The 25,456-nt window shown below is 73.8% G+C and carries 18 protein-coding genes and 2 pseudogenes; 12 read left to right on the forward strand and 8 right to left on the reverse strand.

Annotated features, from left to right (window positions below; translation table 11 throughout):
- The first annotated feature begins 17 nt into the window (after positions 1–17).
- Positions 18–2,198 carry a 3-hydroxyacyl-CoA dehydrogenase NAD-binding domain-containing protein gene (locus tag ACFWEG_RS03890; protein ID WP_387208849.1) on the forward strand — a complete coding sequence of 727 codons (2,181 nt, stop codon included), beginning with the start codon at positions 18–20 and terminating at the stop codon, positions 2,196–2,198.
- A gap of 114 nt (positions 2,199–2,312) precedes the next feature.
- Here ACFWEG_RS03890 and ACFWEG_RS03895 read toward each other — a convergent pair whose 3' ends face one another.
- Entirely contained in the window at positions 2,313–3,092 is a 780-nt protein-coding gene (locus ACFWEG_RS03895) for a MerR family transcriptional regulator (protein WP_387208851.1), read from the reverse strand.
- Positions 3,093–3,311: 219 nt separating this feature from the next.
- On the opposite strand from ACFWEG_RS03895, the gene ACFWEG_RS03900 reads away from it, so the two are divergent.
- From ACFWEG_RS03900 to ACFWEG_RS03920, 5 genes are all read left to right on the forward strand, one after another.
- Positions 3,312–4,796: an amino acid permease gene (locus ACFWEG_RS03900; protein ID WP_387208853.1), complete on the forward strand. Its 1,485-nt coding sequence runs from the start codon at positions 3,312–3,314 to the stop codon at positions 4,794–4,796.
- A gap of 124 nt (positions 4,797–4,920) precedes the next feature.
- Positions 4,921–6,900, forward strand: a complete 1,980-nt coding sequence (locus ACFWEG_RS03905; RefSeq protein WP_387208855.1) for a Xaa-Pro dipeptidyl-peptidase — start codon at positions 4,921–4,923, stop codon at positions 6,898–6,900.
- A complete protein-coding gene (locus tag ACFWEG_RS03910) occupies positions 6,900–8,195 on the forward strand; it encodes a M14 family zinc carboxypeptidase (RefSeq protein WP_387208857.1) in 1,296 nt (431 codons plus the stop codon). Before ACFWEG_RS03905 ends, ACFWEG_RS03910 begins: the two co-directional genes overlap by 1 nt.
- Positions 8,196–8,278: 83 nt before the next feature.
- Positions 8,279–10,075, forward strand: coding sequence for a BCCT family transporter (locus ACFWEG_RS03915; RefSeq protein ID WP_387208859.1), 1,797 nt, complete (start codon positions 8,279–8,281; stop codon positions 10,073–10,075).
- 95 nt (positions 10,076–10,170) lie between these two features.
- The gene (locus tag ACFWEG_RS03920) at positions 10,171–11,805 is read left to right on the forward strand and encodes an ABC-F family ATP-binding cassette domain-containing protein (RefSeq protein ID WP_387208860.1); all 1,635 of its coding nucleotides are present in this window, start codon (positions 10,171–10,173) and stop codon (positions 11,803–11,805) included.
- A gap of 267 nt (positions 11,806–12,072) precedes the next feature.
- Here the strand turns inward: ACFWEG_RS03920 and ACFWEG_RS03925 are convergent, their stop codons facing one another.
- The 3 genes from ACFWEG_RS03925 to ACFWEG_RS03935 form a co-directional block, all read right to left on the reverse strand.
- Entirely contained in the window at positions 12,073–14,430 is a 2,358-nt protein-coding gene (locus ACFWEG_RS03925) for a Tex family protein (RefSeq protein ID WP_387208862.1), read from the reverse strand.
- A gap of 92 nt (positions 14,431–14,522) precedes the next feature.
- Entirely contained in the window at positions 14,523–14,669 is a 147-nt protein-coding gene (locus ACFWEG_RS03930) for an LPFR motif small protein (protein ID WP_387208864.1), read from the reverse strand.
- A 202-nt stretch (positions 14,670–14,871) separates the two neighbouring features.
- Positions 14,872–15,750, reverse strand: a complete 879-nt coding sequence (locus tag ACFWEG_RS03935; protein ID WP_387208866.1) for a hypothetical protein — start codon at positions 15,748–15,750, stop codon at positions 14,872–14,874.
- A gap of 183 nt (positions 15,751–15,933) precedes the next feature.
- Here ACFWEG_RS03935 and ACFWEG_RS03940 point away from each other — a divergent pair, with 183 nt between their 5' ends.
- Positions 15,934–16,671, forward strand: a complete 738-nt coding sequence (locus ACFWEG_RS03940) for an HdeD family acid-resistance protein (protein ID WP_387208868.1) — start codon at positions 15,934–15,936, stop codon at positions 16,669–16,671.
- Positions 16,672–16,801: 130 nt separating this feature from the next.
- Positions 16,802–17,314 (forward strand): annotated as a pseudogene (locus ACFWEG_RS03945) (ATP-binding protein); the annotation flags it as partial.
- Between the two features lie 178 nt (positions 17,315–17,492).
- Here ACFWEG_RS03945 and idi read toward each other — a convergent pair.
- The 4 genes and pseudogenes from idi to galE all read right to left on the reverse strand — a co-directional run bounded on the left by idi (position 17,493) and on the right by galE (position 20,910).
- Positions 17,493–18,065 carry an isopentenyl-diphosphate Delta-isomerase gene (gene idi / locus ACFWEG_RS03950; protein ID WP_387208870.1) on the reverse strand — a complete coding sequence of 191 codons (573 nt, stop codon included), beginning with the start codon at positions 18,063–18,065 and terminating at the stop codon, positions 17,493–17,495.
- A gap of 81 nt (positions 18,066–18,146) precedes the next feature.
- Positions 18,147–18,887: pseudogene (locus tag ACFWEG_RS03955) on the reverse strand (class I SAM-dependent methyltransferase); the annotation flags it as partial.
- 20 nt (positions 18,888–18,907) lie between these two features.
- A complete protein-coding gene (locus ACFWEG_RS03960) occupies positions 18,908–19,828 on the reverse strand; it encodes a cation diffusion facilitator family transporter (protein WP_387208872.1) in 921 nt (306 codons plus the stop codon).
- A gap of 77 nt (positions 19,829–19,905) precedes the next feature.
- The gene (gene galE, locus ACFWEG_RS03965) at positions 19,906–20,910 is read right to left on the reverse strand and encodes a UDP-glucose 4-epimerase GalE (protein ID WP_387208874.1); all 1,005 of its coding nucleotides are present in this window, start codon (positions 20,908–20,910) and stop codon (positions 19,906–19,908) included.
- Positions 20,911–21,128: 218 nt separating this feature from the next.
- On the opposite strand from galE, the gene ACFWEG_RS03970 reads away from it, so the two are divergent.
- From ACFWEG_RS03970 to ACFWEG_RS03985, 4 genes are read left to right on the forward strand one after another with little or no spacing between them, the layout of a single operon-like run.
- A complete protein-coding gene (locus tag ACFWEG_RS03970) occupies positions 21,129–22,904 on the forward strand; it encodes a DUF5941 domain-containing protein (RefSeq protein WP_387208898.1) in 1,776 nt (591 codons plus the stop codon).
- The gene (locus tag ACFWEG_RS03975) at positions 22,901–23,638 is read left to right on the forward strand and encodes a sugar phosphate nucleotidyltransferase (RefSeq protein ID WP_387208876.1); all 738 of its coding nucleotides are present in this window, start codon (positions 22,901–22,903) and stop codon (positions 23,636–23,638) included. The genes ACFWEG_RS03970 and ACFWEG_RS03975 overlap by 4 nt, the downstream gene beginning before the upstream one ends.
- The gene (locus ACFWEG_RS03980) at positions 23,626–24,690 is read left to right on the forward strand and encodes an iron-containing alcohol dehydrogenase family protein (protein ID WP_387208878.1); all 1,065 of its coding nucleotides are present in this window, start codon (positions 23,626–23,628) and stop codon (positions 24,688–24,690) included. The genes ACFWEG_RS03975 and ACFWEG_RS03980 overlap by 13 nt, the downstream gene beginning before the upstream one ends.
- A complete protein-coding gene (locus ACFWEG_RS03985) occupies positions 24,668–25,447 on the forward strand; it encodes a CDP-alcohol phosphatidyltransferase family protein (protein WP_387208880.1) in 780 nt (259 codons plus the stop codon). Before ACFWEG_RS03980 ends, ACFWEG_RS03985 begins: the two co-directional genes overlap by 23 nt.
- Positions 25,448–25,456 lie beyond the last annotated feature (9 nt).

The raw sequence follows: 25,456 nt of genomic DNA on the forward strand, positions 1-25,456 counted from the left end.
TTACGGAGCCACGCCTCATGAGCGAGACCACCACCCCGACGACCATCCGCTGGGAGCAGGACGGCGACGGCGTCGTCACCCTCGTCCTCGACGACCCGAACCAGTCGGCGAACACCATGAACCAGGCCTTCCGGGCCTCCCTCACCGCCGTCGCCGACCGGCTGGAGGCCGAGCGGGGATGCGTGCGCGGCGTGATCTGGACCTCCGCGAAGAAGACGTTCTTCGCGGGCGGCGACCTCAAGGACATGATCAAGCTCGGCCCCGACCACGCCGAGCAGGCGTTCGCGGCCGGCACGGGCATCAAGCGCGACCTGCGCCGCATCGAGACGCTCGGCGTCCCGGTCGTCGCCGCGATCAACGGCACCGCGCTCGGCGGCGGCTACGAGATCGCGCTCGCCGCCCACCACCGGATCGTCCTCGACGCGCCCGGAACCAAGATCGGCCTGCCCGAGGTCACCCTCGGCCTGCTGCCCGCCGGCGGCGGCGTCACCCGTACGGTCCGGCTGCTCGGCGTCGCCGACGCGCTCCTGAAGGTGCTGCTCCAGGGCACGCAGTACAACCCGGCCCGCGCGCTGGAGAACGGCCTCGTCCACGAGCTCGCCGCCACGCCCGACGAACTCCAAGCCAAGGCGCGGGAGTTCATCGCGACGCACCCGGAGTCCGTGCAGCCCTGGGACGTCAAGGGGTACCGGATCCCCGGCGGCACCCCCGCCAGCCCGCGGTTCGCGGCCAACCTGCCCGCGTTCCCCGCCAACCTGAAGAAGCAGACGTCCGGGGCGAACTACCCCGCGCCGCGCAACATCCTGGCCGCGGCCGTCGAGGGCTCGCAGGTCGACTTCGAGACCGCGCAGGTCATCGAGGCGCGGTACTTCACCGAGCTGGTCACCGGCCAGGTCGCCAAGAACATGATCCAGGCGTTCTTCTTCGACCTCCAGGCCGTCAACTCCGGCGCCAACCGCCCGCGCGGGATCGCCCCGCGCCCGGTGCGCAAGGTGGCCGTGCTCGGCGCGGGCATGATGGGCGCGGGCATCGCCTACTCCTGCGCGCGGGCCGGGATCGACGTCGTCCTCAAGGACGTCTCCGCGGAGTCCGCCGCGCGCGGCAAGGCGTACAGCGAGAAGCTGCTGGACAAGGCGCTCGCGCGCGGGCGCACGACCCCGGAGAAGCGGGACGCGCTGCTCGCCCGCATCACCCCCACCGCCGACCCGGCCGACCTCGCCGGCTGCGACGCGGTCATCGAGGCGGTCTTCGAGGACGCGGCGCTCAAGCACAAGGTCTTCCAGGAGATCCAGGACGTCGTCGAGCCCGACGCACTGCTCTGCTCCAACACCTCCACGCTGCCCATCACCCAGCTCGCCGAGGGCGTCACCCGGCCCGTCGACTTCATCGGGCTGCACTTCTTCTCGCCCGTCGACAAGATGCCGCTCGTGGAGATCATCAAGGGCGAGCGGACCGGCGACGAGGCGCTCGCCCGCGCCTTCGACCTCGTCCGGCAGATCAACAAGACGCCGATCGTCGTCAACGACTCCCGCGGCTTCTTCACCTCGCGGGTCATCGGGCGCTTCATCGACGAGGGCGTCGCCATGGTCGGCGAGGGCATCGAGCCCGCGTCCGTCGAGCAGGCCGCGGCGCAGGCCGGGTACCCGGCCAAGGTGCTCTCGCTCATGGACGAGCTGACGCTCACCCTGCCGCGGAAGATCCGCGGCGAGTCGCGGCGCGCGGTCGAGGAGCAGGGCGGTGTGCTGGAGGTGCACCCCGCCGAGGCCGTCATCGACCGCATGGTCGACGAGTTCGGCCGCACGGGGCGGAGCGGGGGAGCGGGCTTCTACGACTACGACGAGTCCGGCAAGCGCGGCGCCCTCTGGCCCGGGCTCCGCGAGCACTTCACCCGGGCCGGCGTCGAGATCCCCTTCGCCGACATGCAGGAGCGCATGCTCTTCGCCGAGGCCCTCGACACCGTCCGCCTCCTGGAGGAGGGCGTCCTCACCTCCGTCGCCGACGCCAACATCGGCTCCGTCTTCGGCATCGGCTTCCCCGGCTGGACCGGCGGCGTCCTCCAGTACATCAACGGCTACGAGGGCGGCCTCCCCGGCTTCGTCGCCCGCGCGGAGCAGCTCGCAGCGCGCTACGGCGACCGCTTCCTGCCTCCGGCGCGGCTGGTCTCCCAGGCGGAGCAGGGCGTCCCCTTCTCCGACTGAACCAGGCCCGCTGAGGGGGTTGCCAATCCCGCCGCCGAGCGGCACGAACTCAGCGCCGGCCGGCCAAGACATCCAGCCCGGCCGGCGTTCGAGGCCACCGGGGCGGAGCCCCGGTCAGGGCGGGCCGGCGGCCTCGCCGGGGGCGTCGGCCCCGGTGGGGCCGCCCGCGCCGTCCGTACGGAACGCCTCGCGGAGTTCCTCGCGCATCGAGCGCTGGAACGCCGTGATGAGGGCCTGCACCACCAGCGGCTGCATATGGGCGGACAACGACCGCATCGCGTCCACCCGCCCCGGCTCCCACACCTCGTCGCGGAAGAGCGCGGTGAGATCCTCCGCCGCCGCCCGCGCATGTCCGAGCAGCAACTCCCGCGCCGCGAGGATCGTCTCGTGCGCGATCGGCACGTCCAGCAGCTCCACCCCGAGCCGCAGCAGCCCCGGATCCACCCGCAGCGCCCCGTCGTCCGCGGCGACGACGACCCCCATCGCCGCCAACCGCTCCAGGTCCCCGGCCGAGATCGACCGTCCCGCCCGCCGCTCCAACTCCCCCCGCGAGACCGACTCCACCGCGTCCGGCGCCCAACTCGCCACCACCCCGCGGTGGATGGCGAGCCCCTCCGCCCCGATCCCGTCCGGCAGCGCCCCCACGTACCGCTCGATCGCGGCCAACGTCATCCCCTGCCGTTGCAACTCCTCGATCAGCGCCAGCCGGGCCAGATGCGCCGGCCCGTACCGCCCGACCCGCCGCGCCCCGATCACCGGCGGCGGCAGCAGCCCCCGCGTGGAGTAGAAGCGGACGGTGCGGACCGTCGTCCCCGCCCGCGCGGCCAGCTCGTCGACGGTGAGCGCCGGCTCTCCGGCGTCGGTGGCCGCGGTCCCGCCGGTATCGGTGCTCATGGCGGAACAGTATTGCTGTCACACCGCCCGTGTGACACCTCTGCGCCGGATCACCCCGGAAACGATCACGATTCGGAAGGTGACCCTCCGCTTTGTGAGTTCGCCCACAGACGGATCCGGGTCCCGTCGGGGAGGGTGTGTCGCTGGTTTGCGATCGCGCACGATCTGCGCGGTCCGCCGATTCGCGAGACCCTCCTGACCGAAGGCGAGAGATCAGCTGTGAGCACCGAGACCGTCCGGGACGACCACCGGCCGTCGGACGGCCCACCCGGACAGACCGCGGCGACCCCGCAGGACGCGGGGGACGCCGGGTACAGCAAGGGCCTCAAGGCCCGGCACGTGAACATGATCGCCATCGGCGGCGCGATCGGCACCGGCCTCTTCCTCGGAGCCGGCGGCCGGCTGAACACCGCGGGACCCGCCCTCGCCCTCGCGTACCTGGTCTGCGGAGTCTTCGCGTTCTTCGTGGTCCGCGCGCTCGGCGAGCTGGTCGTGCACCGCCCGTCCTCGGGCTCGTTCGTCTCCTACGCCCGCGAGTTCCTGGGCGAGAAGGGGGCGTACGCGGCCGGCTGGATGTACTTCGTCAACTGGTCGACGACCGGTATCGCCGACATCACCGCCATCGCGCTCTACACGCACTACTGGAGCGTGTTCAGCGACATCCCGCAGTGGGTGATGGCGCTCGCGGCACTGGCCGTCGTGCTCGCCCTGAACCTGATCTCGGTGAGGATCTTCGGCGAGATGGAGTTCTGGTTCGCGATCGTCAAGGTCGCCGCGCTCGTCGCGTTCATGCTCATCGGAATCTTCCTGATCGTCACCCGGCAGCCCGTCGACGGCACCACCCCCGGCCTGAGCGTCATCACCGACAACGGCGGCCTCCTGCCCGGCGGGATGCTCCCGCTCGTGCTCGTGATGCAGGGCGTCGTCTTCGCCTACGCCTCGCTCGAACTGGTCGGCGTCACCGCGGGCGAGACCGCCGAGCCGAAGAAGGTCGTGCCGCGCGCGGTCAACTCGATCATGTGGCGGGTCGGGATCTTCTACGTCGGCTCCGTCGTCCTGCTCGCCCTGCTGTTGCCGGCCTCGAAGTACTCGGCCGGCGAGAGCCCGTTCGTCACCGTCCTGTCGAACCTGGGCGTGCCCGGCGCCGGCGACGTGATGAACCTGGTCGTCCTCACCGCCGCCATGTCCAGCCTGAACTCCGGCCTCTACTCCACCGGCCGCATCCTGCGCTCGATGTCGATGGCGGGCTCCGCGCCGAGGTTCACCGCCCGGATGAACCGCAGCCAGGTCCCCTACGGCGGCATCGTCCTGACGGCCGGCGTCTGCGTGCTCGGGGTCGGCCTCAACTTCCTGCTGCCCGAGCAGGCCTTCGAGATCGTGCTGAACATCGCCTCGCTCGGGATCATCAGCACCTGGATCACGATCATGCTCTGCCACATGAGGTTCGTGCGCCTGACCCGCGAGGGCGTCCTGAAGCGCCCCCGCTTCCGGCTGCCGGGCACGCCCGTCACCGACGTCGTCACCATCGTGTTCCTGCTCGGCGTCGTCGTCCTGATGTGGTTCGACGAGCCGATCGGCCGCACCACCGTCCTGCTGATCCCGCTGATCGCGGCGGCGCTGGTCGCCGGCTGGTACGGCATCCGCACCCGCGTCCGCGCGATCGCCGCGGAGCGCGCGACGGCCCCCGCTCCGACGGACGGCTGACCCCCGCGCCCGCACGAGCGACCCCCGGCCCCCGTCCACCCCCGCGTCCCGCGGACCGGACGGGGGCCGGGTCTTTCCCAACTTCCCTCTGTCGTCGCGCAGTTCCGCGGGGTAACGTCCGCCCATGCCGATACGCGCGCGCCGGAGATCCCTCCTGTCAGGGATCGTTGCCGCCGTCGCGGCGACCGTCCTGTCCGGTCTCGTGGCCCCCGCGGCCGCCGAGGCACGGCCGCCGGCGCCCGACCGGCTCAGCGAGCCGGTGTACGACTACGCCCGCGCCGTCCGCGAGTCCGTCTGGGTCGACACCGGGCTCGACGGGGACGGCGACGGCCTGCGGGACCGGGTCGCCGTCGACATCGTGCGCCCCCGCGAGCCCGCCGCCCGCGGCCGCAAGGTGCCCGTCATCATGGACGCCAGCCCCTACTACGCCTGCTGCGGGCGCGGCAACGAGAGCCAGCGCAAGACGTACGACGCGGCCGGGAACATCGTCCAGGCGCCGCTGCACTACGACAACTACTTCGTGCCCCGCGGCTACGCGGTGGTCATGGTCGACCTCCTCGGCACCAACCGCTCCGACGGCTGCGCGGACGCCGGCGGCCGCTACGACATCGGATCCGCCAGGGCCGTCGTCGACTGGCTGAACGGCCGCGCCCGCGGCTGGACCACCCGCACCGGCGACACCACCGCCCGGGCCGACTGGAGCAACGGCCGCACCGGCATGATCGGCAAGAGCTACGACGGCACCATCGCCAACGGCGTCGCCGCCACCGGGGTGAAGGGCCTGGAGACGATCGTCCCCATCGGCGCGATCTCCTCCTGGTACGACTACTACTTCTCCCAGGGCGCCCCCCTCTACGACAGCGGCCCCGACTGGCTGTCGCACTACGTCGAGAGCCCCGCCGCCCGGGAGCGCTGCACCGCCGTCCAGCAGGACATCGTCCGCGGCGCCCCGCGCAGCGGCGACCTCACCCCGCTGTGGGACGCGCGCGACTACACGGCCGACGCGAGGAAGGTGCGCGCCAGCGTCTTCGCCGTCCACGGCACACAGGACCTGAACGTCCGCGCGCGCCACTTCGGGCGCTGGTGGGAAGCTCTGGCCGCCGCCGGGGTCGACCGGAAGGTCTGGCTCACCCAGGCCGGCCACGTGGACCCCTTCGACCTCCGGCGCGCCGACTGGGTCCGCACCCTGCACCGCTGGTTCGACCACGAGCTCCTCGGTGTCGACAACGGCATCGACGACGAGCCCGTGGCCGACATCGAGCGGGCCCCCGAGGTCTGGGTCACCGCGCGCACCTGGCCGCCGCGCGAAACGAAAGCCACGACCCTGCGCCCCGGCCCCGGCGCCACCGCCGGCGTCGGCACCCTCGGCATCCGGCCCGCCCCGCGCGGCGCCACCGAGACCTTCACCGACGACCCCGCCCTCGGCGAGACCGACTGGGCGGCCCGGATCGACACCCCCACCGCCGCGAAGTCCGGCTTCGTCACCACGCCGCTGACCCGGGACCTGCGGCTCGCCGGCTCCGGCACTCTCACCGTCACCGCGACCCCCACCACCGCCACCGCCCACCTCAGCGCCGTCCTCGTCGACCTCGGCCCGGCCACGATCCGCGATTACGCCGCCCCCGGCGAGGGCATCACCACCCTCCCCGCCCGCAGCTGCTGGGGTGCGAGCACGCCCGGCGACAGCTCCTGCTTCAAGGAGACCGCGGCCCGCACCGCCGACGTCGACTACACCGTCTTCAGCCGCGGCTGGGCCGACCTCGGCACCCACACCAATTCCCGCCGGGGCGCGCCGCTCACCCCCGGCCGCCCGTACACGATCACCCTCGACCTGCACGCCAACGACCACGTGGTGCCCGCCGGGCACCGGCTCGCGCTGATCGTCGCCGGCACCGACGAGGGCCTCATCGACCCGCCGGACACCACACCCACCCTCACCCTGGACCTCCGCCGCACCGAGGCCCGCCTCCCCGTCGTCGGCGGCCCCGAGGCCGTCGCCCGGGCGACGGCGGGCGCCACCCCGCCGACCGCCCCGCGCGAGCCCCGCTACGAGGGGCTGAACCCGCCGCCGACCGACGCCCCGGTCCCGGGGGCCGCCGGCTGATGCCGTCCCGCTCCTTCACCACCGCCGGCGCCCTGCTCGCCCTCACCGCGCTCGCCGCCCCCGCCCTCGACGTCGCCCGCGCCCAGTCCGGGCCCGTCCCGCCCCGCACCGGCTTCGAGACCAGCGCAGGCGCACGCTGGACGGACGCGGCGGAGGAGCGGCGGTTCCTGGCCGCCGTCGACCGGGCGTCCGACCGCGTCACCGTCGAGACCGTCGGCGTCACCCGCGAAGGCCGCCCGATCCGCCTCGTGCGCATCGCCGACCGGCCGGCGACCGCGAACACCGTGCTGCTCGTCTGCGCCCAGCACGGCGACGAGCCCGCCGGCCGCGAGGCCTGCCTCGGCACCGTCCGCGACCTCGCCCTCGCCGACGGGCCGCGGGCCCGCGCCTTCCTGGAGGACACCACCGTCCTCGTCGTCCCCACCGCCAACCCCGACGGCCGCGCCGCCGGCACCCGCGGCAACGCCGACGGCGCCGACGTCAACCGCGACCACATCGCGCTGGCGACCGCCGAGGCCCGCGCGCTGGCCGGCGTGCTCCGCGACCACGAACCCGACGTGGTCTACGACCTGCACGAGTACGCCTCCGCCCCCTCGGTGCCGCCCCCCGCCCCCGACCTCCTCGACCTCTGGCCGCGCAACCTCAACACCGCCCCCGCCCTCCGCGCCGAGGCCCACACCCTCTCCACGGACCACGTCCGCCCCGCGGCCCGGGAGCACGGCCTCACCACCGGCACCTACGGCATGCGGACCGACCCGGTCACCGGCTCCGCACGCCAGGTCGCGGGGGACGGCCAGGAACGCATCCTGCGCAACGTCGCCGGCCTCAAGCACGCCGTCGGCCTGCTCGTCGAGGGCCGCGCCGCCCCCCGCGGCGAGGCCGCGCAGGCAGACCCCGCGCTCGACCGGCGCCGCAGGGTGGCCGCCCAGCTCGCCGCCCTCGCCGGGCTCGGCTCCTACGTCGCCGAGCGCCGGCCGGCCGTCGAGGCCGCCACCACCGCCTCGCGCCGCGCGGGCCTCCGCGACCGGGGGCCGGTGTACCTCGGCGGCGCGGACGACGACCCCGCCGGCCCGGACGAGACCCTCGCCGACCCGCCGTGCGGCTACACCCTGAGCCCCGCCCAGTACGCCGAGCACAGGGACGAGCTCGCCCTGCACGGGGTCCTCGCCCGCACGACCCCGGACGGCGGGGCGTACGTCCCCCTTCGCCAGAGCAACCGTGCGCTCGTGCCGCTGCTCCTCGACCGCCGGGCGCAGTTCCCACTCACACACGGACATTCCGACACGAGATGCTGATCACACCATGTTCCGTGCGTACGATCCGCATAAGTGGTAAGGCCTAGGGGTCGACCGTTCACCCCTTTGCGAAAGGCACCACCGTGGCGCACGACCCACAGCACACCGGGGACGGCGGGACGACGTCCCGCACCGGCGGGGGACCACCGGGCTCGACCCGGATCACGGCCGCCCCCCGCACGGACCGGGTGGTCTTCGGTGTCACCGCCATCCTCACCGTCGCCTTCGTCGTCTGGGGCGCCATCGCCACCGACACCCTCGAGTCGGTCTCGACGAACCTGCTCGACGGACTCATGCACAACGGCGGCTGGGCCTTCGTCCTCGCCGCCTCCGCCTTCGTCGTCTTCGCCCTCTGGCTCGCGATCAGCCGCTACGGCCGTATCACGCTCGGCGACGACGGCGAGAAGCCCGAGTTCAGGACCGTGTCCTGGGTCGCGATGATGTTCAGCGCCGGCATGGGCATCGGCCTGATGTTCTACGGCGTCACCGAGCCGCTGTCGCACTTCACCTCGCCGCCGCCCGGCACCGACCCGTCCACCCCGTCGGAGGCCATGGAGACCGCCATGGCCACCACCCTGTTCCACTGGACGCTGCACCCCTGGGCGATCTACGCGGTCGTCGGCCTCGCCATCGCCTACAGCACCTACCGCAAGCGCCGCCGCCAGACCATCAGCGCCGTGTTCACCCCGCTGATCGGCCAGAAGAACGCCGACGGCGTCCCCGGCCGGGTCATCGACATCCTCGCGATCTTCGCGACGCTCTTCGGCTCCGCCGCCTCGCTCGGCCTCGGCGCGCTGCAGATCGGCAGCGGCCTGGGCGAGCTCAACTGGGTCACCAAGGCCGGCACCGGACTCCTCGTCACGGTGATCGTCGTGCTCACCGCCGCGTTCATCGTCTCGGCGATCTCCGGCATCGAGCGTGGCGTCCAGTACCTGTCCAACATCAACATGGTCCTCGCCCTGCTCCTGGCGGTCTTCGTCTTCGTCGCCGGGCCGACCATCTTCGTCCTGGACTTCGTCCCCACCTCCATCGCCACCTACTTCGGCGAGCTCCCGCAGCTGGCCGGCCGCACCGACGCCACCGGCGGCCAGGACGTCGCCGACTGGCTCTCCAGCTGGACGGTCTTCTACTGGGCCTGGTGGATCTCCTGGACGCCCTTCGTCGGCATGTTCATCGCCCGCATCAGCCGCGGCCGCACCGTCCGCCAGTTCATCGGCGGCGTCATCCTGGTCCCCAGCACCGTCAGCCTCATCTGGTTCGCGATCTTCGGCGGCAGCGCGATGAAGCTCCAGGAGGCGGGCCGGATGCCGGAGGGCGCCAGCACCGAGGGCCAGCTGTTCGGCCTGCTGCAGCAGTACCCGATCGCCACCGTGACCAGCGTCGTGGTCATGGTGCTCGTCGGCATCTTCTTCGTCTCCGGCGCCGACGCCGCCTCCATCGTCATGGGCACCCTCTCCCAGCGCGGCGCCCGCGAGCCCAGCCGCTGGGTGGTCGCCTTCTGGGGCTCGGTCACCGGCGCGGTCGCCGCGGTCATGCTGCTCATCGGCGGCGGCGAGGGCGACGCGCTGACCGGGTTGCAGAACCTGACCATCCTGGTTGCCGCGCCGTTCGTCATCGTCATGATCGGCATGTGCGTGGCCCTGATGCGCGACCTGCGCCACGACCCGCTGATCGTCCGCGAGGAGATCGGCAGCGAGCTGATCGAGGCCGCGATCATCGAGGGCCACACCCGCTACGACGGCGAGTACGCCTTCCGCGTCGGCCCCGGTGCGGGCCCCGAGCACGAGGGCGACCCGATCGCCCCCGAGCCGCTCGAACCCGGGGAGGACCCCCACGCCGAGCCCGGCCCGGACCGGCAGGAACCGCAGAAGACGGCCTGAACCGCCGGATCCCGGTGGGCCGGCCGCCGTGCACGTCGCACGGCGGTCGGCCCGTACGCGTCCCCGGGCGCGGGTCTTCTAAGATCTGTGCCCTGATGACTGCCACTCTCGTCGCCAAGAACCTCGCCGCCGGACACGGGGACCGCACGCTCTTCGCCGACCTCGACCTCGTCGTCGCCCCCGGCGACGTCATCGGTCTGGTCGGTGCGAACGGGGCGGGCAAGTCCACCCTGCTCCGGCTCCTCGCCGGGCTCGACGCCCCCGAGGAGGGCGAGCTGCGGCTCTCCCCGCCCACCGCCGCCGTCGGCCACCTCCCGCAGGAACCCGAGCGCCGCGAGGGCGAGACCGTACGGGACTTCCTCGCCCGCCGCACCGGCGTCGCCGCCGCCCAGCTCGCCATGGACGCCGCCACCCAGGGCCTGGTCGACGGCCTGGCCGGCGCGGACGACGCCTACGCCGAGAGCCTGGAGCGCTGGCTCGCGCTCGGCGGCGCGGACCTCGACGAGCGGGCCGAAGAGGTCGTGGCCTCACTCGGCCTCACCGTCGGCCTCGACCGCCCGATGACCGCCCTCTCCGGCGGCCAGGCCGCCCGCGCCGGCCTCGCCTCCCTGCTGCTCTCACGCTACGACGTCTTCCTCCTCGACGAGCCCACCAACGACCTCGACCTCGACGGCCTGGAGCGCCTGGAGCGCTTCGTCACCGGCCTGCGGGCCGGCACGGTCGTCATCAGCCACGACCGCGAGTTCCTCACCCGCACGGTCACCAAGGTCCTCGAACTCGACCTCGCCCAGCAGCAGATCACCCTCTACGGCGGCGGATACGCGGCCTACCTGGAGGAGCGCGAACGCGCCCGCCGGCACGCCCGCGAGGAGTACGAGGAGTACGCCGACCGCAAGGCCGCGCTCCAGAGCCGGGCGCTCATGCAGCGCGGCTGGATGGACAAGGGCGTCCGCAACGCCCGCCGCAAGTCCACCGACGGCGACAAGATGGGCCGCAACACGCGCGCCGAGGCCAGCGAGAAGCAGGCCGCGAAGGCGCGGCAGACCCAGCGCATGATCGAACGGCTCGACGTCGTCGAGGAGCCGCGCAAGGAGTGGGAGCTGCGGATGGAGATCGCCGCGGCGCCCCGGTCGGGCAGCGTGGTCGCCTCCCTGCGCGACGCGGTCGTCCGGCGCGGCGCCTTCACCTTCGGGCCCGTCTCGCTCCAGGTCGACTACGGCGACCGGATCGCCGTCACCGGCGCGAACGGCTCCGGCAAGTCCACGCTCCTCGCGGCCCTCCTGGGCCGTCTCCCGCTCGACTCGGGGCACGCCGCGCTCGGCTCCGGCGTCGTCGTCGGCGAGGTCGACCAGGCGCGCGGGCTCTTCCTCGGGCCCGAGTCCCTCCTCGCCGCGTTCTGCGCGGCGGTCCCCGACACCGAGCCCGCGGACGTCCGCACCCTCCTCGCCAAGTTCGGCCTCCGCGCCCACCACGTCACCCGCCCCGCGGCGTCCCTCTCCCCGGGCGAACGCACCCGCGCCGCGCTCGCCCTCCTCCAAGGCCGCGGCGTCAACCTCCTCGTCCTCGACGAGCCCACCAACCACCTCGACCTCCCCGCCATCGAACAGCTCGAATCCGCCCTCGCCTCGTACACGGGCACGCTGCTCCTGGTCACCCACGACCGCAGAATGCTGGACGCGGTCCGCACGACCCGGCGCCTGCAGGTGGCGGACGGCAACGTCACCACGTAGGCCGACCACGGCGGGCGCACACGTCGCCGGCGCTCGGCACTCTGGGCTGTGCCCACCCGTGCCGCCGTGCGGCCCGATTGCCCACAGCGGGGGGCGGCCTTCGCTGCCGAGCCGCGTAAAACTTCAGCCCGGCCGGCGTTTGAGGCCGCCGGGCGGAGCCCGGTACGCGCCGAAGGCGCAAGGCCGCCCGGCCTGAGGGATTCGGGAAGGGGCGGGGTGGGGAACAACCGGGCGCAGCCCGGAAAGGGCCCCACCCCGCGTGGGACGTCAGCGGTCCGTCAGCCCCGCCTTCCGCAGCGCATCGGCCATCGCGCTGTTGGCGGGCGCGGGCGCGGCAGCCCCCCCGCGCCGATCCCCCCGCGGGGCCCGCTGCTGCGGCGCACGCCCCTCCGCGCGCCCACCGGAACGGCCACCCGACCGCCCCCGCGAGGGCGAGGAGTCCGACTCCTCGTCGATCCGCAGGGTCAACGAGATCCGCTTCCGCGCGACGTCCACCTCCCGCACCCGCACCCGCACGACATCCCCCGGCTTCACCACGTCCCGCGGATCCTTCACGAACGTCTTCGACAGCGCCGACACATGCGCCAGCCCGTCCTGGTGCACCCCGACATCGATGAACGCCCCGAACGCGGCGACATTGGTGACGACCCCCTCGAGGACCATCCCGACCTCCAGGTCGGAGATCTTCTCCACGCCCTCCAGGAACGTCGCCGTCCGGAACGCCGGCCGCGGATCGCGCCCCGGCTTCTCCAGCTCCCGCAGGATGTCGGTGACCGTCGGCAGCCCGAACGTCTCGTCGACGAAGTCCTCCGCCCGCAGCCCCCGCAGGACCCCCGTGTTGCCGATCAGCGACGACACCCCGCCCCCGACCGCCGCGGCGATCCGCCGGACCACCGGATACGCCTCGGGGTGCACGCTGGACCCGTCCAGCGGGTCGTCCCCGCCGCGGATCCGCAGGAACCCCGCGCACTGCTCGTACGCCTTGGGCCCGAGCCGCGCCACCTTCTTCAGCTCCTTGCGCGAACGGAAGGGCCCGTTGGCGTCCCGGTGCGCGACGATGTTCTCCGCGAGCCCGCCGCTGATGCCGGACACCCGGGCGAGCAGCGGCGCGGACGCGGTGTTCACATCGACGCCGACCCCGTTCACGCAGTCCTCGACGACCGCGTCGAGGGAGCGCGACAGCTTCACCTCGGACAGGTCGTGCTGGTACTGGCCGACCCCGATCGACTTCGGGTCGATCTTGACCAGCTCGGCCAGCGGGTCCTGGAGCCTGCGGGCGATGGACACCGCGCCGCGCAGCGACACGTCCATCCCGGGCAGCTCCTGGGAGGCGAACGCGGACGCCGAGTAGACCGAGGCGCCGGCCTCCGAGACCATCACCTTGGTGAGCTTCAACTCCGGCTTGCGCGCGATGAGTTCACCCGCCAGCTTGTCCGTCTCCCGCGACGCGGTGCCGTTGCCGATCGCGACCAGGTCGACGGAGTGCTCCGCGGCGAGCCGGGCGAGCTTCGCGACGGCCTCGTCCCAGCGGTTCGCCGGGACGTGCGGGTGGATGACCTCGGTGGCGACGGCCTTGCCGGTCGCGTCCACGACGGCGACCTTCACACCGGTGCGGAAGCCGGGGTCGAGGCCGAGCGTGGCCCTTGTGCCGGCGGGCGCGGCGAGCAGCAGGTCGCGGAGGTTAGCGGCGAAGACCCGCACCGCCTCGTCCTCGGCGGCCGTCCGCAGCCGGGTCCGCAGGTCGATGCCCAGGTGCACGAGCAGCTTGGTGCGCCAGGCCCAGCGCACGGTCTCCGCCAGCCAGGTGTCGCCCGGGCGGCCCCGCTGGGCGATGCCGAACCGGCGCGCGACCACCTGCTCGAACGTCGAGGGCCCCTCGGCGACCGGCTCCTCCGGCTCCAGGACGAGGTCGAGCACGTCCTCCTTCTCGCCGCGCAGCATCGCGAGGACCCGGTGGGAGGGGAGCGCGGTGAACGGCTCGGAGAAGTCGAAGTAGTCGGAGAACTTGGCGCCGTCCTCCTCCTTGCCGTCCCTGACCTTCGCGACCAGCCGGCCGCGGGTCCACATCCGCTCGCGCAGCTCGCCGATCAGGTCGGCGTCCTCCGCGAAGTGCTCGGTCAGGATCGCCCGCGCGCCGTCGAGCGCGGCCTGCGGGTCGGCCACCCCCTTGTCCGCGTCGACATACGCGGCGGCGGCCGCGAGCGGCGCCACGGAGGGGTCGGCGAGGAGTCCCTCGGCGAGCGGGGCGAGCCCCGCCTCGCGGGCGATCTGCGCCTTCGTCCGCCGCTTCGGCTTGAACGGCAGGTAGATGTCCTCCAGGCGGGCCTTGGTGTCGGCGGCCCGCAGCCGCGCCTCCAGGGCCTCGTCGAGCTTGCCCTGCTCGCGCACGGAGTCCAGGATCGCCGCCCGGCGCTCCTCCAGCTCCCGCAGGTACCGCAGCCGCTCCTCCAGGGTGCGCAGCTGGGCGTCGTCGAGGAGTTCGGTCGCCTCCTTGCGGTAGCGGGCGATGAACGGAACGGTCGAGCCGCCGTCGAGGAGCTCGACGGCGGCTCGGACCTGCCGCTCTCGGACGCCGAGTTCACCGGCGATCCTCGCCTCGATGGACCCGGGAGTGGTCGTGGTCACGATCCGTACCGCCATTCGTCGCTGAGCTTGACGTCAGCATTGTGGCAGGCGGCACCGACAGTGACCCGAAGGCACTCGCGCGGGTCCGGAGGTCAGGCCCGGCGGGCGCGGCCCCCGCCGCGGTGGCCGGCGCTCGACGCGCCGCCGAAGAGCCGGGCGACGGCCCGGAACGGCAGGGTGACGACCGTGCCGACGGCACCGCCGATCTGTCGCAGGACATCCGCGATGGCGCGGAACATGGGATTCCCCTTTCGTCGACGGCGGGAAGTCTCGCTGTCGACCGGGTGACCGCTGCAAGGGGCCGCAAACCTGGACCCGGCCGTTGACCGGCCGGTACGCACCGCGCTCGGCCCGCGACCGCCCGTCGCCGTCCACCCGCTGCCGGCCGCCCACCGTCCGCCGGCGGCTCCGCCGCCCCGCGCCGACCGCCTGCCCGCCGGGTCAGCCCTTGCCGAGCGCGTCCGCCGGGAACGCGCCCGCGGCGAACGCCGTCGCGGCGAACCCCGCGGCCAGCTCCGTCAGCCGCTCCACGCCCGCCGCGCCGAGGTGCTCGTACGGCGCCGCGTCCAGCCGGTCGGTCTCCGACTCCAGGTCCTTGCGCAGCGTGACGCCGGCCTCGGTCAGCCCGCCCTCGGCGTCCATGAGCCCGCGCCCGCGCAGTCGGTCCTGCGCCGCCGCCCAGTCCTCCCGCGACCAGCCGCGGCTCCCGCGCACCCACTTCGCCGCCATGCCCTTTCCGGAGGCCGTGTGGCTGACCAGCGCCTCGACGGGATCGAGACCGGCCGCCAGCAGCGCGGCCAGATGGCCGTCGCCACGGTGCTCGCGCAGGAGCGTCGCCGCGTGCCAGTACGCCAGGTGCGGCTCCTCCGGTACCGGCTGCTCGGCCTGGGCGGCGTAGAGCGGCCTGGCGTGCGCGGTGCAGGCCTCGGCGGCCGTCAGCGCCAGCTTCGCCGCCTCGGCCAGCTCGGGGGACTCCACCGGGCCCGCGCCGAGCCCCAGCAGCCGGCGCAGGGTGGCGTCGACGGCCCGCAGCCGGGAGGCCAGGACGACGTCCGGCCCGGCGGCCCGCCACACGGCGGGAACGTGCCGGGCGACCAGCTCGGGGTTGAAGTTGTAGAACGCGGCGGTGACCGTACCGGGTCCGACGGCCCCGAAGGCGGCCGCCCGTGCGGCGAAGTAGGCCGCGCCGGGGGCCGTGATGCCGACCTCCGCCATCTTCTCCGCGAGGTCGGGGGAGAAGTAGACGCTGGAGTGCAGGGGGTTGACCATGTTGTGGCAGCGTCGGCCGGCACGCGGGGGGAGTGCGGATGCAGTCGTCATGCCGCCAGGCTACCGACCGGTAGGTACGGCGTGAAGTGCGGGTGAGCGACGGGGACACGCGGGCCGCCCGGCTCCGTGGACACGCCGGGACGCCGCCCCGCCGCCCCGCCGCGCCGGATGCCGTCCGGGCCCGTCGTCCCTACCATCGGGGAGGGGGCCCGCGTCGGCCGATGGAGGCACCGAATGTCCGGACCAGACACCCACCGCCCCGGCCCCGCCGACGGACCCGGCCCGGCCGGCCCGCCGCCGGCCGCGCCCGGCGCCGCCGAGGGCCGCAAGTTGAAGCGCGGCCTCGGCCAGCTCGCCTTCCTCGGCGGCCTCCTGGTCGTCGCCGGCCTGGTCGGTCTGGCCTACACCGCCTTCGCGACCCTCACCTCCATGCTGCTCTTCGGCTGGCTGCTGCTGATCGGCGGCGTGGTCGGGCTGCTGCACGCCGTCCAGTCCCGCGGGACGAACTTCTTCTGGCTCGCCGTCGTGGTCGCCGCGCTGAACATCGCCGCCGGCGTCGTCGTCATCCGCAACCCGGACGGCACGGCCCAGGCGCTGACCATGTTCGCCGCGCTGCTCTTCCTCACCGGGGGCATCTTCCGCCTGGTCGGCGGCCTGGTCGTGCGCGGCCCGCAGTTCGGCTGGACGCTCGTCCAGGGCGCGTTCGGCGTCCTGCTCGCCTGGCTGGTGCTCGCGAACTGGCCCGAGAGCAGCCGGTACGTCCTCGGCTGCTTCTTCTCCCTCGCGCTGCTCTTCGACGGCCTCGGCCTGCTCGCCATCGGCCTCGGCGGCCGCAGGATCATCGCCGCGGTCACCCCGGAGGCCGCGCACCCCGCCCCCTCCGGGACGGCCCCCTCCCGGCCCACCGGGCCCGGGACCCCGCCGACCGCCCCGCCCGCCGGCCCCGATCTCTCGAAGCGGTCGGAAAACTGAACCGAACGACCGAATCCGGTCACGAAGTCACCGAAAGACGCTGACTTCTGTTCAGTACGCCGGTCCGGACCAACCGGAAGCCAACACTCGTGGGGTGGCGACAACCCAACCCCAGGAGGGCGAACCGACCATGGACCATCCCGGCGGCGCCCAGGCCCTTCCCGCCCCCGAGCTGCCGCCGGAAGTCCCTGCGCCGACCGGAGCCCCTTACGGACTGCCGGACCCCCCGGCGCCCTACGAGGGCGTGTGGCGGTTCACCGCGCCGACCGTCGAGACCTCGGTCCCGCAGGCCCGGCACACCGTCCGCGACCTGCTCCGACGCCAGCAGGCGCCGGTCGAGGACGACATCGTCCACGGACTGCTGCTGATCACCTCCGAGCTCGTGACCAACGCCGTCCGGCACGCGGCGCTGCTCTCCCCGCAGATCGCCGTGGAGATCACCGTCGGCCCGTCCTGGGTGCGGGTGGCCGTCGAGGACAACCACCCCTACCGCCCCAAGGCCCTGGAGGCCGACCACGACGGGACCGGCGGCCGCGGACTGCTCCTGGTGCGGGAGATCACCCTGGAGTACGGCGGCGAGTGCGACGTCGAGCACACGGCCGGCGGCGGCAAGGTCATCTGGGCGACCCTGCCGCTCAGGGCCCCGCTGCCCGCGGACGGCACCGGCCTCGTCCCCGGACAGCCCGAGCAGCACGGACCGCCCGAGCAGCACGGACCGCCCGAGCGGCACGGACAGTCCGGGCCCTACGGAGAGCCCGGGCCGTACGGCCCCGAGCCCCACGCACGGCCCGAGCAGCCCGGGCAGGGCGCCGTCCCCGACATCACCAGCCCGCGGCGGTCCCGGTGAGCTCGCGGACGGCCGGGCGCGCCGCGTCCAGGACGGTCATGAACCACGCCGAGAACGGGTCTCGCGCGTGCCGCTCCTTGAGCTCCTGCGGCGTCACGAACGCGGTCGCCCCCACCTCCTCGGGATCCGGCCGCAGCTCCGCGTTGAGCAGCCCGACGAACAGGTGGTTGTACTCCTGCTCCACCAGGCCCGAGTCCGGGTCCGGGTGGTTGTAGCGCACGGTCCCCGCCTCACCCATCAGCGCGGGGGCCGCGCCCAGCTCCTCGTACGTCCGCCGGGCGGCCGCCGCGAAGGGCGACTCGCCCGGGTACGGGTGCCCGCAGCAGGTGTTCGACCAGACGCCGGGGGAGTGGTACTTGCCGAGCGCCCGCTGCTGGATGAGCAGCCGGCCGCGGGCGTCGAAGAGGAACACGGAGAACGCCCGGTGCAGCTGCCCGGGCGCCTGGTGCGCGGAGAGCTTCTCCGCCGTGCCGATCGTGGTGCCGTCCTCGTCGACCAGTTCGAGCATGATCGCTTCTGCGGCGGTGGGAGAGGTCGGCATAACCATCCTTCGAGTCGGGCTTTCGACCCATAAGTCTGCCCCAACCGGCGCGCCCCCGTGTCAGCCCCCGGCGCCGGGCGCGGCGGAAGCGGAACGCAGCACGTACCCGGTGTAGCCGTACTCCGCGCCGTGGTCCCGGCGCAGGGCCAGCTCCCCGCGGGTCGCGGCGAGCGCCTCGGCCATGCCCGGGGCGCTCGGATCGGCGGCGTCCGCGCGGGCGGCGAGCGGGCCGTAGTACTCCTCCCAGTCGGACTCCGGCTGCGGGTGGACGGCGACGACGGAGAAGCCCGCCGCCTCGGCCGCGCGCCGGTTCTCCGCGGTGCTCCGCAGCGGGTAGGCCGGGTCCCAGAACGCCCGCGCCGCCTCGGACGGCGCGTCGGTGGTCCACTCGATCTCGGTGAGCACCAACGCGCCCCCCGGTGCGAGAAGCCGCCGCCACTCCCGCAGTGCGCGGTCGAAGCCGATGCTGTAGGCGGAGCTCTCCGCCCAGACCAGGTCGAACGAGCCGTCCGCGTACGGCAGCGCGCCCATGTCCTCCTCGGCGACGCGGATCGCCGCGCCGAGCCCGCGGGCCGCGGCCGCCGCCTCCAGCTCGTCGAGGAACGGCCGGTGCAGGTCGACGGCCGTCACCTCGCCCCCGGCCTCGGCGGCCAGGAGCAGCGCGGACCGGCCCGGACCGCAGCCCACGTCGAGGACGCGGGGCCGTTCGGGAAGCGGGCCGGCGAGGGAGAGCAGGTGCCGGGTGGTGGCGTCGGATCCGGGGCCCTGCCGCGGCAGGCCGTGGTGCAGGGCGAAGAACGCCTCGGTGAGGCCGGTGTCGTCGGTCAAGGTCGGTGTCGCCTCCTGTGTCAGCAGTCGAGTCGTTCGTGCGCCGCGTGTCCGGCCGGCTCCAGCTGGAACGTGCAGTGCGCCACGTCGAAGTGTCCGCCCAGGCAGTCCTGCAGGGCGTGCAGCATCCGGTCGTGGCCGCCCGTGTCGAGGACGCCGGGGTCCACCACGACGTGCGCGGAGAGCACCGGCAGCCCCGAGGTGATCGTCCACGCGTGGAGGTCGTGCACGTCCGCCACGCCGGGCAGCGCGAGCAGGTGGCGGCGGACCTCCGCCATGTCGACGCCTTTGGGCGCCGCCTCGAGCAGCACGTCCAGCGTCTCCCGCAGCAGCCCCACCGTACGCGGGACGATCATCAGGGCGATCACCACCGAGGCGAGCGGGTCGGCGGCCCGCCACCCGGTGGTGAGGACCAGCACGGCGGAGACGATCACCGCGACCGACCCGAGCGCGTCCGCGAACACCTCCAGGAACGCGCCGCGCACGTTCAGGCTCTCGCGCTGCCCGCGCATCAGCAGCGCCATCGAGACGAGGTTCGCGGCCAGGCCGACCGCGCCGAAGACGATCGTCAGCCCGCCCTCGGTGTCCGCGGGCGCGAAGAACCTCCCCACCGCCTCGAAGAGGACGTAGCCACCGACGCCGAGGAGCAGCAGGCAGTTGGCCAGCGCGGCCAGGATCTCCGCCCGGGCGAGCCCGAAGGTGCGGCCCGGGCTCGGCGGCCGGGCGGCGACGTGGATCGCGAGCAGCGCCAGGCCGAGCCCCAGCGCGTCGGTCGCCATGTGCGCGGCGTCCGCGATCAGCGCGAGCGAGTTCGCGAGGACGCCCCCGACGATCTCCGCGACCATCACCGTCAGGGTGAGCGCCAGCGCGACCCGCAGCCGCCCCCGGTGCGCGGCGGCGGCGGTGCCGCCCCGCGCCCCGTGTGCGTGTCCTGCCCCCATGCTCCGCCCGCCGCCTTCCGAGGTCCAGGGCCCCGGCGGCGCGCTCCCGGCGCCGGACGGCCGACGGCGCCAGTCAACTACGCCGCTCCGGGACCCGCCCCTCCGGCACGTGCGTCCGGGTGGCGCAGGCACCAGCCCTCCCACGCCGACTCGACCATCTCGCGCACCCCGCGCCGGGCCGTCCAGCCCAGCTCCTTGGTCGCCAGGTCGACCGCGGCGACCGCCCGGGGCGAGTCGCCGGGGCGCCGCGGCTCGACGAGCGCGGGCGTGCCGTGCCCGCTGACCTCGCCGATGGTGTCGATCAGTTCCCGCACCGAGACGCCCTCGCCGCGGCCGATGTTCACCGTCAGGTCGCCGGGGCCGTCCTGCGCGGTCAGCCGGCGGGCGGCGGCCAGGTGGGCCTCGCCGAGGTCGGCGACGTGGATGTAGTCGCGGACGCAGGTGCCGTCCGGCGTCGGGTAGTCGTCGCCGAAGATCCTCGGCTGCTCACCGCGGGTGAGCCGGTCGAAGACCATGGGCACGATGTTGAACACCCCGGTGTCGGCCAGCTCCGGGCGCTCCGCCCCGGCCACGTTGAAGTAGCGCAGGCACACCGTGCCCACGCCGTGCGCCAGACCCGTCGCCCGCACCAGCCACTCGCCCGCCAGCTTCGTCTCGCCGTACGGGTTGACCGGCGCGCAGGGGGTGGCCTCGGTGATCAGGTCGGTGTCGGGGTTGCCGTAGACGGCTGCGGACGACGACAGGACGAAGCGCTTCACGCCGGCCGCCACCACCGCCTCCAGGAGCACCCCGAGGCCGTGCACGTTGGCCTCGTAGTAGCTCAGCGGCTGCGCGACCGACTCGCCGACCTGCTTCTTCGCCGCGAGGTGCACCACACCGGTCACCGCGTGCTCGGCGAGGACGCGGTCCAGCAGCTCCCGGTCGAGCACCGAGCCGCGCACCAGGGAGACGTCCGCGGGCAGCCGGTCGGGGACGCCGGAGGAGACGTCGTCGAGCACCACGACCGACTCCCCGGCCCCGCTCATGGTCCGCACCACATGCGCCCCGATGTATCCCGCACCACCCGTGATCAACCAAGTCATGGCGGTCACCCTATGCGGGCCCCCGTCGGCGGCGGCCAGGGCCTCGTTTGTGGCCGGAGCGTGCCATCCACCATGATGATCGCCACGGCCGTCGGGGGCGTGAACGGGCAGTGAACGCCCGGCTCCGTGCATCCGATAGCCTCAGCCGACGTGCCCGCCGGAGCGTTCCGGGCCGGTCCGCGCCCCCCAACCAGCCTGGTTCCAAGGAGTGAGTCCCCCTGCCGACCGCCATCCTCACCGGCCCGCCGGCACCCGGATCGTCGATCGAGGGCGACCTGCGATCCCTGGGCTTCGACGTGCGGACCGCCGCCGACGCGCAGGAGGCCGCGGGGCTGCTCGCGGGGGTCCCGCAGCACGACCGGGTGGCCCTCGTCGACCCGGCCTTCGTCGGCCACGTCCACTCCCTGCGCCTCGGGCTGACCGACCCCCGCTTCGACGCCGCGGCCGTGCCCGGCGGCGTGACCGTCCAGGCCGCCGCCCGCCCCGCGCTGGGCCGCGCGCTCGACGCCGGGCGGACGGCCGCGCCCGGCCGGCCGCTGCCCGACACGATCGCCGCCGCCCTCGACGCCGAGGGCGTCGCCGTCCGGAGACCCGAGCTCGGCTCCCTGGTCGCCGCCGTCCCCGCCGACCCCGCCGCCCGCGAGCAGGCGCTCGCCGCCGTCGCCGCCGTCGACGAGGAGGCCGTCCGGCTGCGGACGGCCGTGAAGTCCCGCGACGGGTTCTTCACCACCTACTGCGTCAGCCCCTACTCCCGCTACATCGCCCGCTTCTGCGCCCGCCGCGGCTGGACCCCCAACCAGGTCACCACCGCCTCGCTGCTCGTCGCGCTGGTCGCGGCCGGCTGCGCGGCCACCGGCACCCGCGGCGGGTTCGTCGCCGCCGGCGTGCTGCTGCTCGTCTCGTTCGTCCTGGACTGCACCGACGGGCAGCTCGCCCGCTACTCGCTGCAGTACTCCACGATGGGCGCCTGGCTCGACGCCACCTTCGACCGGGCCAAGGAGTACGCCTACTACGCCGGCCTCGCCCTCGGCGCGGCCCGCGGCGGCGACGACGTGTGGGCGCTCGCGCTCGGTGCGATGGTCCTGCAGACCTGCCGGCACGTCGTCGACTTCTCGTTCAACGAGGCCAACCACGACGCCACCGCCAACACGAGTCCGACGGCCGCCCTCTCCGACAAGCTCGACAGCGTCGGCTGGACGGTCTGGGTGCGGCGGATGATCGTCCTGCCGATCGGCGAACGCTGGGCCCTGATCGCGGTCCTCACCGCGCTCACCACCCCGCGCATCACCTTCGTCGTCCTGCTGGCCGGCTGCGCGCTCGCCGCGACCTACACCACCGCCGGCCGCGTCCTGCGCTCGCTGACCCGCCGGGCCCACCGCACCGCCCGCGCCGCCCGCGCGCTCGCGGACCTGGCCGACAGCGGCCCGCTCGCCGAGGGCCTCGCCCGCGTGCTGCGGCTGCCCGTCCCCGCGCCCGCCGCGGCCGCCCTCGGAGCGGCCGTCGTCGTCGCGACCGCCCTGCTCGCGCCGTTCGGCTCCTGGTGGCCGGTGGCCGCGGCGGGGGCGTACGCCGTCCTGTCGGCGATCGCCGTCGCCCGCCCGCTCAAGGGCGCGCTCGACTGGCTGGTTCCGCCGCTCCTGCGCGCCGCCGAGTACGGAACCGTCCTCGTCCTCGCCGCCCGCGCGGACGTCCCCGGCGCGCTCCCCGCGGCGTTCGGGCTGGTCGCGGCGGTCGCCTACCATCACTACGACACGGTCTACCGCATCCGCGGCGGTACCGGGGCACCGCCCGCCTGGCTCGTACGGGCCGCCGGCGGACACGAGCTCCGGACGCTGCTGGTGGCCGTCCTCGCGGCCTCCGTGCCGCTCCACGACTTCCCCCTCGCGCTCACGGCGACCGCCGTGGCCGTGACCCTGGTGGTGCTCGCCGAGAGCATCCGGTTCTGGGTGTCCTCCGGGGCGCCCGCAGTGCACGACGAAGGAGAAACCGCATGATCGGCCTTGTGCTGGCTGCCGGCGCCGGACGGCGTCTGCGTCCCTACACCGACACCCTCCCCAAGGCCCTGGTGCCCGTGGACGGTGACACCACGATCCTCGACCTGACCCTCGGCAACTTCGCCGAGATCGGCCTCACCGAGGTCGCGATCATCGTCGGCTACCGCAAGGAGGCCGTCTACGAGCGCAAGGCGGCCCTCGAGGCGAAGTACGGCCTGACGATCACGCTGATCGACAACGACAAGGCCGAGGAGTGGAACAACGCCTACTCCCTGTGGTGCGGCCGGGACGCGGTCAAGCGCACGGTCATCCTCGCCAACGGCGACACCGTCCACCCCGTCTCCGTCGAGAAGACCCTGCTCGCCGCCCGCGGCGAGGGCCGGAAGATCATCCTCGCCCTCGACACGCAGAAGCAGCTCGCCGACGAGGAGATGAAGGTGATCGTCGACCCCGAGAAGGGCGTCCAGCGCATCACCAAGCTGATGGACCCGGCCACCGCCACCGGCGAGTACATCGGCGTCACCCTCATCGAGGGCGAGGCGGCCGACCAGCTCGCCGACGCCCTGAAGGCCACCTTCGAGCGCGACCCCGACCTCTACTACGAGGACGGCTACCAGGAGCTCGTCAACCGAGGCTTCAAGGTCGACGTGGCCCCCATCGGCGACGTCAGCTGGGTCGAGATCGACAACCACGACGACCTCGCCAAGGGCCGGGAGATCGCGTGCCGGTACTGACGAGGCTCATCCCCTCGCCGGTCGTCGTCGACATCCGGGCGGGGGCGCTCGACGACCTGGCCGGCATCCTCTCCGACCAGCGGATCGCCCCCACCGGGCGGCTCGCCTTCGCCATCAGCGGCGGCTCCGGCCAGGCGCTGAAGGACCGCTTCGCCCCGCACCTGCCCGGTGCGGACTGGTTCGCGGACGCGGACGGCACCATCGACGGCGCCGTCCGCCTGGCGGACTCGATCAAGAAGGCCGGGCGGTACGACGCGGTCGTCGCGCTCGGCGGCGGCAAGGTCGTCGACTGCGCCAAGTACGCGGCCGCCCGGGTCGGGCTGCCGCTCGTCGCGGTGGCGACCAACCTCGCCAACGACGGCCTGTGCTCTCCCGTCGCCACGCTGGACAACGACGCCGGCCGCGGCTCCTACGGGGTCCCGAACCCCATCGCGATCGTCATCGACCTCGACGTGATCAAGGCCGCCCCGCCGCAGTTCGTCCGGGCCGGCATCGGCGACGTGATCTGCAAGATCTCCGCCGTCGCCGACTGGGAGCTGTCGAACCGGGAGACCGGCGAGAAGATCGACGGCCTGGCCGCGGCGATGGCCCGGCAGGCTGCCGAGGCCGTCCTCGGGCAGAGCGGCACCATCGCCGACGACGCCTTCCTCACCACGCTTGCCGAGTCGCTCGTCCTGTGCGGGATCTCGATGTCCGTCGCCGGCGACAGCCGCCCGGCCTCCGGCGCCTGCCACGAGATCAGCCACGCCTTCGACCTGCTCTTCCCCAAGCGCGCCGCGCTCCACGGCGAGCAGTGCGGCTTCGGGGGCGCGTTCGCGACCTACCTGCGCGGCGACCACGAGCGCGCCGGGCAGATGACGGACGCCCTCCGCCGGCACGGACTGCCGGTCCTGCCCCAGGACATAGGGTTCAGCGAGCAGGACTTCGTGGAGGCGGTGCGGTTCGCCCCGCAGACCCGGCCGGGCCGCTACACGATCCTCGAGCACCTCGACCTCTCCACCGACCAGATCAAGGACGTTTACGCCGACTATGCCAAAGCCATCGGTAGCTGAACTCCGACCGGTCGTGCACCCCCCGGGTGTGAAGGACCGCCGCAGCGGCGAGCACTGGGGCGGGCGGCTCTACATGCGCGAGATCTCGCTGCGGGTCGACCGGCACCTGGTGAACACGAGGATCACCCCGAACCACGTGACCTACGTGATGACCGCCGCTGCGGCCCTCGCCGCCCCGGCGCTCCTGGTGCCCGGCATCGCGGGGGCCGTGCTCGGCGTGGTCATGGTGCAGCTCTACCTGCTCCTGGACTGCGTCGACGGCGAACTGGCCCGCTGGAAGAAGCAGTACTCCCTGGCCGGCGTCTACCTGGACCGCGTCGCCGCCTACGTCTGCGACGCCGCCGTCCTGCTCGGCTTCGGGCTGCGCGCCGCCGACCTCTGGGGCGAGGGCCGGATCGACTGGCTGTGGGCGTTCCTCGGCACCCTGGCCGCGCTCGGCGCGATCCTGATCAAGGCGGAGACCGACCTCGTCGGCGTCGCCCGCCACCAGGGCGGGCTCCCCCCGGTCAAGGAGTCGGCGTCCGAGCCCCGCTCGTCGGGGATGGCGCTCGCCCGCCGGGCGGCCGGCGCGCTGAAGTTCCACCGGCTGATCCTCGGCATCGAGGCGTCCCTGCTCGTCCTCGTCGCGGCCGTCCTGGACGCCGTCCGGGACGACCTGTTCTTCTCCCGGCTCTGCGTCGCCGTCCTCGCCGGGATCGCCGTGCTGCAGTCGCTGCTCCACCTGGTGTCCGTCCTCGCCTCCAGCAGGCTCAAGTGACGGCCGCGC

This window comes from Streptomyces sp. NPDC060194 (assembly GCF_042728285.1).
In the GTDB taxonomy this organism is placed as follows: domain Bacteria; phylum Actinomycetota; class Actinomycetes; order Streptomycetales; family Streptomycetaceae; genus Streptomyces.

Bases quoted from the DNA above. Each gene is read 5' to 3' on its own strand.
- ACFWEG_RS03890 (WP_387208849.1), top strand. From the start codon at position 18: ATGAGCGAGACCACCACCCCGACGACCATCCGCTGGGAGCAGGACGGC.
- ACFWEG_RS03895 (WP_387208851.1), bottom strand. From the start codon at position 3,092: ATGAGCACCGATACCGGCGGGACCGCGGCCACCGACGCCGGAGAGCCG.
- ACFWEG_RS03905 (WP_387208855.1), top strand. From the start codon at position 4,921: ATGCCGATACGCGCGCGCCGGAGATCCCTCCTGTCAGGGATCGTTGCC.
- ACFWEG_RS03910 (WP_387208857.1), top strand. From the start codon at position 6,900: ATGCCGTCCCGCTCCTTCACCACCGCCGGCGCCCTGCTCGCCCTCACC.
- ACFWEG_RS03920 (WP_387208860.1), top strand. From the start codon at position 10,171: ATGACTGCCACTCTCGTCGCCAAGAACCTCGCCGCCGGACACGGGGAC.
- ACFWEG_RS03930 (WP_387208864.1), bottom strand. From the start codon at position 14,669: ATGTTCCGCGCCATCGCGGATGTCCTGCGACAGATCGGCGGTGCCGTC.
- ACFWEG_RS03935 (WP_387208866.1), bottom strand. From the start codon at position 15,750: ATGACGACTGCATCCGCACTCCCCCCGCGTGCCGGCCGACGCTGCCAC.
- ACFWEG_RS03940 (WP_387208868.1), top strand. From the start codon at position 15,934: ATGTCCGGACCAGACACCCACCGCCCCGGCCCCGCCGACGGACCCGGC.
- idi (WP_387208870.1), bottom strand. From the start codon at position 18,065: ATGGTTATGCCGACCTCTCCCACCGCCGCAGAAGCGATCATGCTCGAA.
- ACFWEG_RS03960 (WP_387208872.1), bottom strand. From the start codon at position 19,828: ATGGGGGCAGGACACGCACACGGGGCGCGGGGCGGCACCGCCGCCGCC.
- galE (WP_387208874.1), bottom strand. From the start codon at position 20,910: ATGACTTGGTTGATCACGGGTGGTGCGGGATACATCGGGGCGCATGTG.
- ACFWEG_RS03975 (WP_387208876.1), top strand. From the start codon at position 22,901: ATGATCGGCCTTGTGCTGGCTGCCGGCGCCGGACGGCGTCTGCGTCCC.
- ACFWEG_RS03985 (WP_387208880.1), top strand. From the start codon at position 24,668: ATGCCAAAGCCATCGGTAGCTGAACTCCGACCGGTCGTGCACCCCCCG.